The organism is Cupriavidus pauculus (assembly GCF_002858765.1).
Lineage (GTDB): Bacteria > Pseudomonadota > Gammaproteobacteria > Burkholderiales > Burkholderiaceae > Cupriavidus > Cupriavidus pauculus_B.
Genome location: NZ_PJRP01000008.1, coordinates 174401 through 188861 on the forward strand (window position 1 = coordinate 174401; position 14461 = coordinate 188861).

Below are 14461 nucleotides of genomic sequence, written 5' to 3' on the forward strand. Positions count from 1 at the left end.
CCCTACCGCCCTACCCGCCCTCGGTCTGGCGGCGCAGCCCTTGCGCCCCCAACTTCCCGGCTAGTACTTGATATCCCGCGCCGCTTCCCGGCCGCCCTGCTTGGTCTGCCGCTTGTCCTGCCGGCATGCCGAATTGCTCTTCTGGTCGGCGGCGCGACAATCCTGCTTGGTCTCGCGCGAACCCTGGCGCGTATCCTGGCGCACGTCGCGCCCCTGGCGCCGCTGCTGGGCCTGCTCGGTGGCCCACGTGGGCGTGGCAGGCAGCGCGACCACCAGCGCCAGCCATGCCAGCACGCAGGCCTTCGCATGGCGCCTGGCTTGGCCTTTCCCCTGACAGTTTCCGTTACGCATCACAGTTGCCTCGTCGGTAGTGAAAAATCGTTAGCTTGCCGGCGCCCCCCGGACTCCCCTTGTTGCGGCGCCGCAGACGGAGCCTTCGCCAGCCGGCCTTCGGCCACGGCCAGGCACCGGCGGAGATCACGCTTCGACGTCTGCGCGTTCACTTGCCGATCCGCTCGTCGCAGGAAATTTGGGGCGATGCCAGGTATCGCCCCGCACGCGATGCCTGCACGGACAGCGACCCAGTCAATCTGAGAATTTGGCAATCCGCGCCGGTTTTTCCATTGGACCTTGGCCTAATCCGGCGCGCAAATGCCGCGCAAACCGCATCCAGTAGCCCTTTGGACCAATTGAGCACAATCGCTTGGCCGACTACGTTGTGTATCTGGGAATAGTGCGTGGCACCCGCGCGTGATTTTCGCGATTCGCCAAGGTGCCCATTCATCACGCAGCCCGCGAAACGCGCCTACAGGGATGGCCGCTTTCGCGCTGCAACATTGGATCAAACCGGAGACACATGATGAGCAAGCGGGATACCTCCAAGCTGGCCAGCCTTTCGCCGTTCGAGCTGAAGGACGAGTTGATCAAACTAGCCGGCAGCGTGTCCAACCGGCTCATGCTCAATGCCGGGCGCGGCAATCCGAACTTCCTGGCCACCGTGCCGCGTCATGGCTTCTGGCAGCTAGGGCTGTTCGCCATGCGCGAATCGGAGCGGTCGTTCTCGTATCTGACCGAAGGCGTGGGCGGCTTTCCGCGCCGCGCCGGTATCGAGGAACGCTTCGACCTCTTTGCCCGCGAGCATCGCGATGTGCCGGGCGTGCGCTTCCTGGCTGGCGCTGTTTCCTATGTGCGCGACCAGCTCGGGCTCGATGGCGGCGATTTCCTGTACGAGATGTGCGAAGGCATCCTGGCCTGCAACTACCCAGTGCCCGACCGCATGCTCAGGTTGTCAGAAAAAATCGTCAAGCAATACATCCGCCGGGAAATGATCGGCAAGCATCCGTTCCTTGGCGATTTCGATCTGTATGCAGTGGAAGGCGGTACCGCCGCCATGACCTACCTGTTCAATTCGATGCGGGTCAATCACCTGCTCAAGGCGGGCGACACGATCGCGCTGGGCATGCCGATCTTCACGCCCTACATCGAAATCCCCGAATTGGCCGAGTATCACCTGACAGAAATTTCGATCGACGCCGATCCGTCCGACGGCTGGCAATACCCGAAAAAGGAACTCGACAAGCTGCGCGACCCCAAGGTCAAGGCATTCTTCCTGGTCAACCCCAGCAACCCGCCGTCGGTGAAGATCAGCGATGAAAGCCTGAAATACATCGCCGAGATCGTCAAGGAGCGTCCGGACCTGATCCTCCTGACCGACGATGTCTATGGCACGTTCGCCGATAACTTCGTGTCGTTGTTCGCCATGTGCCCGCGCAACACCATCCTGGTCTATTCGTACTCGAAGTATTTCGGGGCCACGGGCTGGCGGCTGGGCGTGATCGCCACGCACAAGTCGAACCTGTTCGACGAAAAGCTGGCGAACCTGCCCAAGGACGAACGCACCGTCCTGAACAAGCGCTACTCGTCCATCACTACCGACCCCGAGAAGCTGCTGTTCATCGACCGCATCGTGGCCGACAGCCGCACCGTCGCGCTCAATCACACCGCGGGCCTGTCCACGCCCCAGCAGGTGCAGATGGTGCTGTTCTCGCTGTTCTCACTCATGGACACCGCCGAGAGCTACAAGAAGGCCATGAAGAGACTGATTCGCAGCCGCAAGGCGGCGCTGTATCGCGGCATGGGTGCGCCGATGGCCGAGGTCGACGAGAACGTCGTCGACTACTACACCCTGCTCGATGTCGAACAGATGAGCCGCGAGGTCGGGCCGGAGTTCGTCAAGTGGCTGCTCGAATCGATCCAGCCGCACGAACTGCTGTTCAGGCTGGCCGAAGAGGCGGGCGTGGTGCTGCTGCCCGGTGGCGGCTTTGGCACCCGGCATCCGTCCGGACGCGTGTCGCTGGCTAACCTCAACGAAGAGGACTACGTCAAGATCGGCCGCTCGGTGCGCAAGCTGCGCGACGAATACCTGGAGCGCTATCGCGAGACCGAAGGCGGCAAGGAGACCAAGTCGAAAAAGAAGTAGGCCCGTTCCCCGCGACCATCCCGTCTCGCCGCAAACGCTGAGGTCCGACAAGGAGCATTACCATGACGTGGTTCGTTGATACGCTCAAGGCCTACCCGGAGATCGCCATCTTCCTGGCGCTGGGTATTGGCTACTGGGTGGGCGGAAAGAGCTTCAAGGGGTTCAGCCTGGGCGCTGTGACGTCCACGCTGCTGGTGGCCATCGTCATCGGCATCCTCGGCGTGAAGATCTCCGCGAACGTGAAGTCGGTCTTCTTCCTGATGTTCCTGTTCGCGGTCGGCTACGGGGTGGGTCCGCAGTTCGTGCGCGGCATCGCCAAGGACGGGGTGCCGCAAGCGATCTTCGCGGTCATCATGGCGGTGCTGTCGCTTGCTGCATCCGTGGTAGCCGCCATGGTCGCCGGGTACGACCTCGGCTCCGCGGCGGGCCTGTTCGCCGGATCGCAGACCATTTCGGCGTCGATGGGCCTGGCCACCGACGCCATCAACCGGCTCGGGCGCTCGCCGGAAGAAACCAAGATGCTGCTGGACGGCATGCCGATTGCCTATGCGGTGACGTACATCTTCGGCACGGTGGGATCGGCCATCGTCCTGGCCCAGATCGGGCCCAAGCTGCTGGGCATCGATCTCGTGGCCGCCTGCAAGGATTACGAACGGATGCTGGGGGCCGGGTCGGCCGGGGGCTCCGGCACCGAATGGCACGAGTTCGAGGTGCGCGCCTACTCCGTGGCACCCGACAGCCCGTTCATCGGCAAGTCGGTGGGCGAGTTGGAAGCCGGCACGCACGACGGTGTGCGCGCCTTCATCGAACGCATCCGGCGCGACGGCAAGATCATCGAGGTAGACCAGCACACGCTGATCGAAGGGGGCGACGTGGTCGCCATCGGCGGCAAGCGCGACCAGCTGATCGCGCGCCTGGGCCCCAGCGGCCGCGAGGTGGACGATGCGGAACTGCTCAACATCCACACCGAAGGCGTCGACATCTACATCACCAACAAGGAAGTCGACGGCAAGCCGCTGCAAGAACTGGCGCGCTGGCCCGGCGCGCGCGGCGTATTCCTCAAGAAGATCAAGCGCGGCCCGACCGAGACCGTGATCCCCGTGTTGCCCAAGACCCAGCTCTATCGGGGCGACGTGATTACGCTGGTGGGCCGCACGCAGGACATCAACGCCACCGCCAAGCAGTTGGGCTATGTGGACCGCCCCACCACGGTCACCGACGTCGCCTTCGTCTCGCTGGCCATCACGGTCGGCGCGCTGATCGGTGCCATCGTAATCAAGGTGGCGGACATTCCGTTGACGATCTCCACGGCGGGCGGCTCGCTGATCGCCGGCATCATCTTCGGCTGGTTCCGCGCCATCCATCCCACGTTCGGCCGCATTCCCGAGCCCACGCTCTGGTTCATGAACTCGGTGGGCCTGAACGTCTTTATCGCGGTGGTAGGCATCTCGGCCGGTCCAGGCTTCATCGCCGGGCTGCAAAAGCTGGGCGTCAGCCTGTTCCTGTGGGGCATCTTCGCCACCGCCGTGCCGCTGATCATCGGCATGTTCCTGGCCAAGTACGTGTTCCGCTTCCACCCGGCGCTGATCCTGGGCATCTGCGCCGGTGCGCGAACCACCACGGCGGCGCTGGGGATGGTGTGCGAAGCGGCCAAGAGCCAGGTGCCCGGGCTGGGCTATACCGTGACGTACGCGGTGGGCAACACGCTGCTGACCATCTGGGGAATGGTGGTGATCATGATCCTGTCCTGACCGCTTGAGGAAAGCAGGCGCCGGGCCACCGCATCGGGCCCGGCGCCAGCCATCCCAGCCGCACAGGTCACGACCCCTGGATGCCGCGCTTGCGGATGAAGTCGCCCCAGACCTTCGATTCCGACATCGCACGCTGCTTGATGGTGTCGGCACTGCCCACAACCGGGAACAGGTACAACGATGCCAGCTTGGCCTTGATCTGCGGATCGGCCAGCGCCGACTGCACGGCAGTGTTGAGCCGGGTCACGATCTTGGGGTCCAGGCCCGCGGGCCCCACCAGCGCGTACCAGCTCGGCATCAGCGGCACATCGATGCCAGCCTCCTTGAGCGTCGGCACATTCGGCAGTTCCTTCACGCGCTGCGCGCCGACAATGGCCACCGGCACCACCGTACCGCCCGTGACCTGCGGCAACGCTGCGCCCAGCACGCTCACCATCGCGTCCACCTCGCCCGCCACCACGCCGGTCAGCGCGGGGCCAGAGCCCTTGTAGGCCACGTGGGTCATCTTCAGGCCCAGCTTGTCCGCCACGACTTCCATGGCCAGGTGCGTGGAGTTGCCCACGCCGGCGCTGCTGAACGTCAGGCCACCCGGCTTGTGTTTGGCCTTGTCGACAAAGGTCTGCACCGACGTGATGCCGCTGGCCTTGCTCGCCACGATCACAAACGGCGTGTCGACCACCGGCGAGATGAACGTGTAGTCCTTCTGCGGGTTGTATGGCAGCGATGTGTACAGGTGCGGGTTGAAGCTGATCTGCGACACGCCCGTCAGCAGCACCGTGTAGCCATCCGGTGCCGCTTTGGCCACGGTGCTCATCGCCACGATGCCGTTCGCGCCGGGACGGTTATCCACCACGATGGATTGCCCCAGGTCTTGCGACAGCCGGTCACTGAGCAGGCGCGCCACCACGTCGCCGCCGGAGCCGGCCGACTGCGGCACGATCATCCGGATCGGCCGGGTCGGGTACGCATCCTGCGCCTGCACAGCGCCATGGCACAACACCGCCGAGGCGAGGAACGCGGAAGCCATCAAACGTCGGTACATCAATACTCTCCAATCGAATCGAAGCCAGTCACGAAATTTTCATGGCGATGGTATGGATCTGCGCGAGCCACGACCAATACGGATTGTCGATGCCAACATAGGCTAGGGCTATGCCCGGTGAAAACCCTGACGCACCCGCCCATCCATGGGGCCTCTACGCACTATTGCAATGCAGCATCGACGCCCCACGCACCGGCCTTGTGCCTGGCAGGCAGGTTTTCCGGCGGATCGACACGTGGCGGTGTGGCTGGCCATAGGGCCGACCTATGACCAGATCGGAATTTCGTCTTTCCGCAACCGCAGGACCGCTCCGTACCATGGGGCCGTTATCCAGGCCCTTCTGCACAAGCACACAAGTCATGTCCGACATCGATACCCGTGGCAACGCGTGGCTGACGCCGCCGTCCGCCTATCTGGCAAGCCGACCGTCCACCTTCGCCGTACCGGTCCAGCCAGCCTCCTGCTATCTGCCCATGCGCGACGGCTGCCGCCTGGCCGCCGATGTGTACCTGCCGCAGCCGCTGCCGGGCAGCGCCGCACCGGACACCTTTCCCACCGTGGTCATCTTCACGCCGTACTACCGGCGCTTCCGCCTGTCCCGTCCCGGCGCGGAACCCAGCCCCAACGGCGCCAAGTACCGCGATGCCTTCGTGCCCAAGGGCTACGCGGTGGTCGTGGTCGATGTGCGCGGCACCGGCGCCAGCTTCGGCACGCGCGACGCGCTACGGTCGCCCACCGAGCGCGACGACTACTACGAAGTAGCCGAATGGATCGCCAACCAGCCGTGGTCGAACGGCAGGATCGGCTCCACCGGCATTTCCTACCTGGGCGCGGCGGCCTGCTTCCTGGCCAGTACCGGCCACCCGGCAGTCAAGGCCATCGCCCCGCTGTTCTCGGTATCCGACATCTACAGCGAGCAGTTGTACCCCGGCGGCATGCTGTCGAAGGTCTGGGTGGAAGCCTATGACGAGCTGATGCTCGCGCTGGACCAGGACCGTCGTGACCTGGTAGCCGGCTTTCCCTACTTCAACGACCCCACCTTCCAGGGCCCCGAGCGTACCGACGAGGACGCCGACGGTGCACTGGTGGCCGCCGCTGTCGCCGAGCACCGCAACAACTTCACGCTGGCCGATCTGGTGCCCGAGTTCGCCTACCGCGACGGCGCGGCCTTTCACGACCCGTCGCTCAATTCCGGCAGCTGCAGCCCGTACCGCTATCTCGACGGCATCGCGCCCGACGTCGCCGTCTATTCGATCTCGGGCTGGTACGATGGCGGCGGCTACGCCAACGGTGCCATCACGCGCTTTCTGTCGCTGCCGTCGCACGACAGCCGCCTGCTGCTGGGCCCGTGGGACCACGGTGCGCGCACCAACGTGTCGCCCTGGCGCGACCGCGCCGCATCCGACTTTCCGCTCCTGGGCGAAGTGCTGCGCTTCTTCGATCACCACCTGCTTGGCCTACCCACCGGCCTGGAACGCGAAGCGCGCGTGCATTACCACAGCATCCACGACAACCGGTGGCAGCCGGCCGACGCCTGGCCGCCCGCCCCGGCCAGCACCCGGCTGCACCTGACGGAAGGCAGCGCGCTGTCTGTCACACCGCAATCGGGGTCCTCCACGGCCCCGACGCAGGTCAGCTTCGACTGGACCACTGGCCGCCAGACGCGCTACGAGCGGCTGGGTGCCGCCAATATCGAGGACTACTACGCCGACTGGGGCCAGCATGAGGCGGCGCTGCCGCATTTCGACTCGGCGCCGCTGACGTCGCCGATGGCGATTGCGGGCCACGTCGTGGCCCACCTGCAGGTGGCCTCGTCACAGCCCGACGCGGCGGTGTTCGTCTATCTGTCGGAAGTGGAAGCCGATGGCACGGTGCGCTATATCACCGAGGGCATGCTGCGTGCTTCGCACCGGAAGACCGAGCCTTGCCCGGCGGAATACCGCACAAGCTGGCCGTATCGCGCGCACCGCCGCGCCGACGCCGAACGGTTGACACCGGGCGAGCCCGTCACGCTGGACTTCGCGCTGCTGCCCGTGGCGTGGACGCTGGCCACCGGCAGCCGGCTGCGTGTGTCGATCGCGGGCGCCGACCGTGGCCACTTTCCGCAGGTACCTCACGGCCGTCCGCCTCTGCTGACCCTGGGCCTGGGCCGCGGCGGCTGCCATATCGACGTGCCCGTGACCGCCCAGGCAAGCGGCCGCTAGTGCCGGATAGCGCCGGATCACCCGCGATAAGGCAGATGACGCCAGGACGATGCCTGCCCCGGCACATGAAGTGCTAGAGTGGGCATCCGTCCCTACGTTTCCGCAGTCATGGATTTCCGGCAGCTTCGCTATTTCGCGCGCATCGTCGAACTCGAGAGCATTACCGCCGCAGCCGATGCGCTGCATATCGCCCAGCCGTCGCTAAGCCAGCACGTGGTCAACCTGGAGTCCGAGCTGGGCGCCAAGCTGCTGGTGCGCGGGCCGTTTGGCGCCCGCCCCACCGAGACCGGCCAGATCCTGTATCGGCACGCCAAGATGGTGCTGCGCCAGATGGAGGAAGCGCATGCGGCCGTCCGGCATGGCCGCGATGTGCCGTCGGGCCACGTCAGGGTGGGCCTGCCCACCAGCACGTCGCGTGTGCTGGCCGTGCCGCTGCTGCAGTTCGTCACCCGCAACGTGCCGGACGTGACGGTCGAGATCGTGGAAGGCAGCAGCGCCGACCTGGCCGAACTCGTGACGGCGCAGAAGCTCGACCTGTGCATCGCCATGGATGCCCAGCAGCGTCCGAACATGCATCTTGTGCCGTTGCTCGATGAAGACCTGATGGCCGTGGGCCCAGGGTCGGCGCAGCGCGACGCGGCGCTGACCCTGGCCGAGATGGCCGCGCTGCCGCTGCTGCTGCCGAGCTTTCCCAATTCGGTGCGGGTGCTGACGGACCGCGCGTTCGTCGCCGCCGGGCTCGAACTGAAGCTCGTGGCCGAAACCAGCGCGGTGTCGGTGCTGCTGTCGGCCGTCAGCGCCGGCATGGGGTGGACCATCCTGCCCTGCAGCGCCCTGGCCACCGAACCGCCCGAGGCATTCGCGTGCGTGCCGATCTCCGATTCGTCGCTGGTGCGCCGCGTGTTCCTGTGCGTGGCAGGCGCCGCACGGCTCAGCCTTGCCTGCAAGACGGTCGAAGACGCCCTGCTGAAGCTCATCGTCGATGCCATCGCCACCCAGGCCTGGAAAGGCGTCAGCCCGCTTGGCAGCCTGACCGGCGCCAGCGCCGACGCGCTATCGGCCCAGCTTCCCGGCCTCGCTGCGAAGCAGTGACACGAAGTCGAGCAGCATCTCGTCGGCGCCGCCCCGGCGCCACACCGCGCCCACGGGCCCGAACGATCCGACATCGGCCAACGGCAGGATAGCGACGAGCCCACGGCTCTGCAGATGCGCCGCCATCGCCGCCGAGCAGACGCCGACATGATCGCTGCCGCGCACCACCGATTCCAGCACCACGATCGATCCGGTTTCGATCTTCGGCTTGATGCCGGCGCCACCGCGTTCCAGCAAGGTGTTTTCCAGCCGCACCCGCATCAGCGTGTCGCGCGGCGGCATCAGCCACGGATAGCCGAACACGTCGGCCCAGCTCACGCGGCGCGCCGTGGCCAGCGGATGGTCGGGGCCCACGACGATCGCGATGTCATCGGCAAACAGCACCTCGTGTTCCAGATGCTGACCGTAGGCGCGGGCGTCGATCGACCCCACCACCAGGTCGTACTCGCGCTCCTCCAGGCCGCTCAGCAGCGCGTTGAACACGCCCTCTGTCACCTGGAACGACACATCCGCATGGCGCGCCTGGAAGGCCAGCACCGCGCGCGGAATCAGATGGGCGATACCGGCCGTGACACTGCCAATGTGCACGCGCGCCACGTCGCCCTTGGCCAGCGACAGCAGCTCGGCGTTGGTCCGCCCCACCTCGCCCAGCACCCGCAGCGCCAGCTTGCGCACGGCCTCGCCGGCGGCCGTCAGCTTCATCTGCTTGCCGCGCAGCACCAGCTTCGTACCGACCAGATCCTCCATCTCGCCCAGCCAGTGCGACATGGCAGACTGGGTCATATGCAGGCGCTGGGCGGCCAGCGTCAGCGTGCCCGCCTCGTGCAGGACCAGGAACGATTCAAGGTGACGCATCCGCAACCGGCGCGCCCAGGCTACGGTGTCCGGAGACTGCAACATGAACAAATACTCATACAAGGTTCGGAACATTTCATTGGCCGTTCCGCGCATCCCGCGCCATTATTGGCGCTTCTGCGGCCGCGGAACAATCCATGGAATCACTGATCAAGAAGGACACGACATGAGAAAAATCTCCATCATGGGGAAACTGCTGGCCGCGATGCTCGCAGTGGGTGCATCGGCGCCGGGCTGGGCATGCGGCGAAGCGGGGAACACGCGGCCCATCAAGCTGGTGGTCTCGCAGCAGGCCGGCGGCAGCACCGATACGCTGGCGCGCATGTGGGCCGAGACGGCGTCGAAGGAACTGGGCACCACCGTGCTCGTGGAAAACAAGGCCGGCGCCGGTGGCGTGATCGCGGCCAAGTACGTGCTGTCCCAACCTGCCGATGGATGCACGCTGTTCCTGGCCGGCGTCTCGCAGATGGTGCTGAACAAGTTCGCCTACGCCCCGCTGTCGTACAAGCCCGAAACCGACTTCACCCCCGTGTCGGTGCTGACCACGGTGCCGTTCGTGCTGGTGGCCAATCCGCAGACCGGCTTCCACACGCTGGCCGACCTGGTGGCTGCCGCCCGCGCCAAGCCCGGCAAGATCAATTTCGCGTCGTCGGGCAATGGCAATTCCACGCACCTGGTGGTGGAGCTGTTCCAGAAGAACCAGAACATCCACATGACGCATGTGCCGTACAAGGGCGAGCCCGATGGCGTGGTGGCCACCGTGGGCGGCCAGACGCAGGTCATGGCGCCGGTGCTGAGCACGGCCATGCCGCAGATTCGCGCCGGCAAGCTGGTGCCGCTGGTGCTGTTCGCGCCAAAGCGGCTGCCAGACCTGCCGGACGTGCCGACCGCGTCCGAGCTTGGCCTGTCCGGGCTGGATGACCTGGGCTGGATGGGTGTGGCCGCCAAGGGCGGCACGTCGCCCGATGTCGTGAAGCGCCTGCACGCCGTGTCGCAGGTCTTCCTGGCCGACAAGGGCACGCTCGACAAGCTCAAGACCATGCAGGTGGTGCCGATGCCCGGCCCGTCCGGCATGCTCATGCAGATGACCGTGCGCGACACCGCCAAGGTGCAGGACGCACTGGGCTCCGTCGACTTCCAATCCAGGTAAGGACCGTCCCATGACAAATCCTGGAATGGTGACCTGCCCGCAGCCGGAAGCGGCCGAGTCGGGCGTCGAGATCCTGAAGGCGGGCGGCAATGCCGTGGATGCGGCCGTGGCCTGCGCGCTGGCGCAGACCGTGGTCGATCCCCTCATGTGCGGCATCGCGGGCTTTGGTACCGGCGCGGTGTACATGCGCGACACCCGTGCCCACGAATATTTCGACTTCCACGCCACGGCCCCGGCCAGCGCACGCCCCGACATGTGGGCCGATCTGCTCGAAGGCGAGGCGCGCGACGGCTTTGGCTTCTTCATCAAGGACCGTCTCAACGACATCGGCTATCAGTCGATCGCCACCCCCGGCACGCTGCGCGGCCTGGAAGCCATGCACGCCGCGCACGGCCGCCTGCCGTGGCGCGAGGTGGTGGCACCCGCCATCGCCTGGGCACGCGACGGCTATTTTGTGCGTCCCGGCATGCATGCGTTCTGGATGGACGAAGCCACGCTGGGCCGCGCCAGCAACCGCGAGCGGCTGGCCTTCAGCGAATCGGGCCGCCGCGTCTACTGCCGCGAAGACGGCTGGCCCCGGCCCATCGGCGCACCCATCGTCAACACCGACATGGCCGATGTGCTTGACGTCATTGCGCGCGACGGCGCCGATGCCTTCTACCGGGGATCGATTGCCGACGCCATCGTCGCGGACATGCAGGCCAACGGCGGCCTGCTGAACCGCCAGGACCTGGCGGACTACCGCGTGATCCGCCAGAAGCCGCTGTTCGGCCGTTATCGCGACCGCGTCATCGCCACGAACCAGCCGCCCGGGGGCGGCGCAATGCTGCTGGAGATGCTGCACGCGCTGGAGCAGTTCGACCTGCGCTCGATGCCGCACAACTCGCCCGAATACCTGCGCATCGTCTGCGAAGTCATGAAGCAGGCCACCGTGGACAAGGACATGCATCTGGGCGACCCGGCCTTCGTCGACATCCCGCTCGAACGCCTGCTGTCTTCCGAGCGCGCCGCGCAGACCGCCGCCGCCGTGCGCGCGCACGAGAAGGTGTCTGTCACGCGCGTGAACCCCGGCCACGTGGTGCCGCGCGATACCACGCACCTGTCGGTCGTGGACGGCGACGGCAACTGCGTGTCGCTGACGCATTCGCTGGCCATGCCATCCGGCGCCATCACGCCCAGCCTGGGCTTCATGTACAACGGGTGCATGGGCGTCTTCGATCCCCGCCCGGGCCGCGCCGGCAGCATCGCACCGGGCAAGCGTCGTTTCACGTCGTCGTGCCCCACTATCGTGTTCCGCGACAACCAGCCGGAGATCGTGCTCGGCGCGCCGGGCGGCACGCAGATCGCCATGGGCGTGCTGCAGGTCATCCTGAATGCGGTGGACCATGGCATGCCGATCCAGGACGCCGTGTCGGCCCCGCGTTTCTCGTCGACCAGCAATGCCATCGACGTCTGCAACCGCATCCCGCGCGCGGTCTGCCGGCAGCTCGAACAGCAGGGCTACGAGGTGATCCGCAATCCGTACAACTACACGATCGGATGGGTGCATGCGGTACATATCGACGGCACCGCGCTGCGCGGTGGCGCGGACCCCGGGCGCGATGGCGTCGCGTACTCGACCGACTCACTGATGTAACGGAACCGCGCGGCACCGAGCGGCACCACGCCGGCCGCCCTGCGGCCGGCGCCACCAGATCAATCGCCGCGCCTTGCCAGCACTGCGTCGCGCGGCCCGGCATCGACCACCCGGCCGGCTTCTACCACGACGATGGTGTCGAATCGCGCCAGCAGGCTTGGCCGATGGACCGAAGCGACGATGCAGGCCGACGGGAAGGCCGCGAACATGCGGTCGAACACGCGGCCTTCGGCCTGCGGATCGAGCGCACTGGTCGGTTCGTCGAGCAGCAACAGCGAACTGCCCTGCGCCGCCAGCGCCCCGCGCGCCAGGGCCAGCCGCTGCCGCTGGCCGCCGGACAGATTGGCACCACGCTCGCTGAGCGGGCTGGCCAGCCCATCGGGCATGCGCTGCAGCACCTCGTCGAACACGCCCGTATGCACGGCCGCCTGCAGCGCCGCCGCATCGGCCGGCTCGCCGAAGGTCAGGTTCTCTTGCACGCTGGCCTCGAACACCTCGGCCTCCTGCGGAATCAGCGTGGCCAGCGCGCGCAGTTCGATCCAGTCCTCGGCCATGCCGTCGCGGCGCAGTTCGCCGTGCTGCGGGCGATAGAGGCCTGCCAGCGCGCGCAGCAGCGTGCTCTTGCCGCCGCCACTGGGGCCGATCAGCGCAATCCGCGCACCGCGCCGCAGTTGCAGATCGATACCGTGCAGCCCCCCGCGCGCATCGTCGGCGTAGCGCCAGGTGGCGCCGCGCAGTTCCAGCGTCTGCCAGGGGGCATCGGGTATCACGGCAGGCACCGCCGCGTCCGGGTCGCCGGGCGTCGCCCAGATTGGCTCGGCGCTGCCGTAGTCCGTATGCATGCGCGCGAAGCTCTGGAAGTTGGACGCCATCGCACCAACCACCGTCGCGGCCTGCTGCGCATACTGGTAGATCATGAAGACCGTGCCCAGCAGCACCGCCTGGCCGGGCTGCCGCGCCTGCAGCACGTACACCACCACCAGAATCCACGTCAGCCCCATGCCAAGCAGGTCGACGGCAAACCATTTGCCTTCGTTGACCACCACCGCGCGGCGCAGCGGTGCCATCACGGCCGCCATGCGATGGTCCAGCAGCTTGCGCGACGCGACCTGCAGCCGCAGCCCGATCACCGTGCCGGCGTTGCCGACAAAATCCAGCAACGCGGCGGCATAGCGACGCTCCGCGTCATTCTCGGCACGCGCCAGTTGCATCAGGGTACGGTCGAAACGCAGGATGATCAGCGCGACCACCACATAGCCGGTCACGGCGATCACGCCACTCGTGCGCGACAGCAGCGCCAGCGCGACGATCGGCCCCACGAAGTTGAACGCGCTTTGCAGGTAGCCAAACTGGTTCTGGGCGAAGTCCGACAGCGCGCGGCTGGACTGCACCACACGGTGCTGCAGTTCGCCCGAGTGCCGGCCGTCGCGCCAGTCCAGCGGCGCGGACGCAATGCGCGCGTAGAGCTGGTCGGACAGGCGCTCGCGCACCCGCACGCCCACGTTGCGCTCCAGCACCCGGCCCGGGCCGTGCAGCAGCCACGACAACAGATAGATGCCGATCAGATAGACGATCCAGCGGCCGGCCACTTCCATCTGTCCCTGCTGCAGCGCATTGATGGCCTGCGCGGCCAGCCAGGGCATGGTCAGCCGCAGCAGCTGCGCGGCCGACAACAGGCCGGCGGCGCCGAGCATCTGGGTCCGCACCCCATGGGCGTGCTGCCAGAGCGCGCGATAGAGGTCGCGTGCCGCGCTGCCGAGGCCGATGGCGGGCGGACGCGTGGGCCTGTCGGGTGAGTCGGGCTTGCCGGGCGAGTCGGAAGCATCGGGCGAGGCGGACATATCGGGCACCGTCATGCGGTCATCTCTCCTGTGCCGGGGCGCGCGGTCCATCGCCGGTGAGCATCGGGGCGCGCGAAGCTTGCTATTGTGCCAAGCCCGCCGGCCCCTGTGCAGCGTCATCGCCAACATCGTGGCCGCCCGCGCATGGCACGCATCCTGCACACCACAACGCTGTCGGCCCACCGGGCCCCGGACTTCGAGGAGGACACCCATGCAGCAAGGCGACGTGCAGGACCGCGAAGAAAAGATGCAGAAACTGCGTGGAAACCGCCGCTATACGTGGACGCACCCGATTTTCCTGATCGCCATCGCGCTGATTGTGGTGGGCTACGCGGCCACCTTCTGGTAGCCGCTGCCGGGCCCCGACACGCCCGGCAGGATTCGGGAGGGCCGTGTAACGATTACCGGCGG

At 66.7% G+C, this 14461-nt stretch carries 11 protein-coding genes; 7 read left to right on the forward strand and 4 right to left on the reverse strand.

Annotation, left to right across the window (positions count from 1 at the left end; all coding sequences use genetic code 11):
• Positions 1-60: 60 nt before the first annotated feature.
• Entirely contained in the window at positions 61-351 is a 291-nt protein-coding gene (locus tag CYJ10_RS18110; RefSeq protein WP_257993405.1) for a hypothetical protein, read from the reverse strand.
• Between the two features lie 508 nt (positions 352-859).
• Here CYJ10_RS18110 and CYJ10_RS18115 point away from each other — a divergent pair.
• Together CYJ10_RS18115 and aspT are read left to right on the forward strand one after the other, a co-directional pair.
• Positions 860-2479 (forward strand): bifunctional aspartate transaminase/aspartate 4-decarboxylase, encoded by a 1620-nt coding sequence (locus tag CYJ10_RS18115; RefSeq protein ID WP_101682862.1) that lies wholly within the window; start codon positions 860-862, stop codon positions 2477-2479.
• A 62-nt stretch (positions 2480-2541) separates the two neighbouring features.
• Positions 2542-4230: an aspartate-alanine antiporter gene (gene aspT, locus CYJ10_RS18120; protein ID WP_101682863.1), complete on the forward strand. Its 1689-nt coding sequence runs from the start codon at positions 2542-2544 to the stop codon at positions 4228-4230.
• 67 nt (positions 4231-4297) lie between these two features.
• Here aspT and CYJ10_RS18125 read toward each other — a convergent pair whose 3' ends face one another.
• Positions 4298-5272, reverse strand: a complete 975-nt coding sequence (locus CYJ10_RS18125) for a Bug family tripartite tricarboxylate transporter substrate binding protein (protein ID WP_180862973.1) — start codon at positions 5270-5272, stop codon at positions 4298-4300.
• A gap of 359 nt (positions 5273-5631) precedes the next feature.
• Here CYJ10_RS18125 and CYJ10_RS18130 point away from each other — a divergent pair, with 359 nt between their 5' ends.
• A complete protein-coding gene (locus tag CYJ10_RS18130) occupies positions 5632-7476 on the forward strand; it encodes a CocE/NonD family hydrolase (RefSeq protein WP_101682864.1) in 1845 nt (614 codons plus the stop codon).
• Positions 7477-7554: 78 nt separating this feature from the next.
• Positions 7555-8568 carry a LysR substrate-binding domain-containing protein gene (locus CYJ10_RS18135; RefSeq protein ID WP_257993406.1) on the forward strand — a complete coding sequence of 338 codons (1014 nt, stop codon included), beginning with the start codon at positions 7555-7557 and terminating at the stop codon, positions 8566-8568.
• Here CYJ10_RS18135 and CYJ10_RS18140 read toward each other — a convergent pair.
• Positions 8530-9468 carry a LysR family transcriptional regulator gene (locus CYJ10_RS18140; RefSeq protein ID WP_257993407.1) on the reverse strand — a complete coding sequence of 313 codons (939 nt, stop codon included), beginning with the start codon at positions 9466-9468 and terminating at the stop codon, positions 8530-8532. The two genes, CYJ10_RS18135 and CYJ10_RS18140, sit on opposite strands and share 39 nt — an antisense overlap.
• A 121-nt stretch (positions 9469-9589) precedes the next feature.
• Here CYJ10_RS18140 and CYJ10_RS18145 point away from each other — a divergent pair, with 121 nt between their 5' ends.
• Both CYJ10_RS18145 and ggt read left to right on the forward strand, forming a co-directional pair.
• Positions 9590-10573 carry a Bug family tripartite tricarboxylate transporter substrate binding protein gene (locus tag CYJ10_RS18145; RefSeq protein WP_101682867.1) on the forward strand — a complete coding sequence of 328 codons (984 nt, stop codon included), beginning with the start codon at positions 9590-9592 and terminating at the stop codon, positions 10571-10573.
• 10 nt (positions 10574-10583) lie between these two features.
• Positions 10584-12209: a gamma-glutamyltransferase gene (gene ggt / locus CYJ10_RS18150; RefSeq protein ID WP_257993408.1), complete on the forward strand. Its 1626-nt coding sequence runs from the start codon at positions 10584-10586 to the stop codon at positions 12207-12209.
• Between the two features lie 59 nt (positions 12210-12268).
• Here the strand turns inward: ggt and CYJ10_RS18155 are convergent, their stop codons facing one another.
• A complete protein-coding gene (locus tag CYJ10_RS18155) occupies positions 12269-14065 on the reverse strand; it encodes an ATP-binding cassette domain-containing protein (protein ID WP_257993409.1) in 1797 nt (598 codons plus the stop codon).
• Between the two features lie 196 nt (positions 14066-14261).
• On the opposite strand from CYJ10_RS18155, the gene CYJ10_RS34185 reads away from it, so the two are divergent.
• On the forward strand, positions 14262-14399 hold the full coding sequence (locus tag CYJ10_RS34185) for a hypothetical protein (RefSeq protein ID WP_180862974.1): 138 nt from the start codon (positions 14262-14264) through the stop codon (positions 14397-14399).
• Positions 14400-14461: the final 62 nt, after the last annotated feature.

What these genes read in the sequence shown, in the direction of transcription:
- CYJ10_RS18110 (WP_257993405.1), bottom strand. Translation starts at nt 351, where the DNA reads ATGCGTAACGGAAACTGTCAGGGGAAAGGCCAAGCCAGGCGCCATGCG.
- CYJ10_RS18115 (WP_101682862.1), top strand. Translation starts at nt 860, where the DNA reads ATGAGCAAGCGGGATACCTCCAAGCTGGCCAGCCTTTCGCCGTTCGAG.
- aspT (WP_101682863.1), top strand. Translation starts at nt 2,542, where the DNA reads ATGACGTGGTTCGTTGATACGCTCAAGGCCTACCCGGAGATCGCCATC.
- CYJ10_RS18125 (WP_180862973.1), bottom strand. Translation starts at nt 5,272, where the DNA reads ATGTACCGACGTTTGATGGCTTCCGCGTTCCTCGCCTCGGCGGTGTTG.
- CYJ10_RS18130 (WP_101682864.1), top strand. Translation starts at nt 5,632, where the DNA reads ATGTCCGACATCGATACCCGTGGCAACGCGTGGCTGACGCCGCCGTCC.
- CYJ10_RS18140 (WP_257993407.1), bottom strand. Translation starts at nt 9,468, where the DNA reads ATGTTGCAGTCTCCGGACACCGTAGCCTGGGCGCGCCGGTTGCGGATG.
- CYJ10_RS18145 (WP_101682867.1), top strand. Translation starts at nt 9,590, where the DNA reads ATGAGAAAAATCTCCATCATGGGGAAACTGCTGGCCGCGATGCTCGCA.
- ggt (WP_257993408.1), top strand. Translation starts at nt 10,584, where the DNA reads ATGACAAATCCTGGAATGGTGACCTGCCCGCAGCCGGAAGCGGCCGAG.
- CYJ10_RS18155 (WP_257993409.1), bottom strand. Translation starts at nt 14,065, where the DNA reads ATGACGGTGCCCGATATGTCCGCCTCGCCCGATGCTTCCGACTCGCCC.
- CYJ10_RS34185 (WP_180862974.1), top strand. Translation starts at nt 14,262, where the DNA reads ATGCAGCAAGGCGACGTGCAGGACCGCGAAGAAAAGATGCAGAAACTG.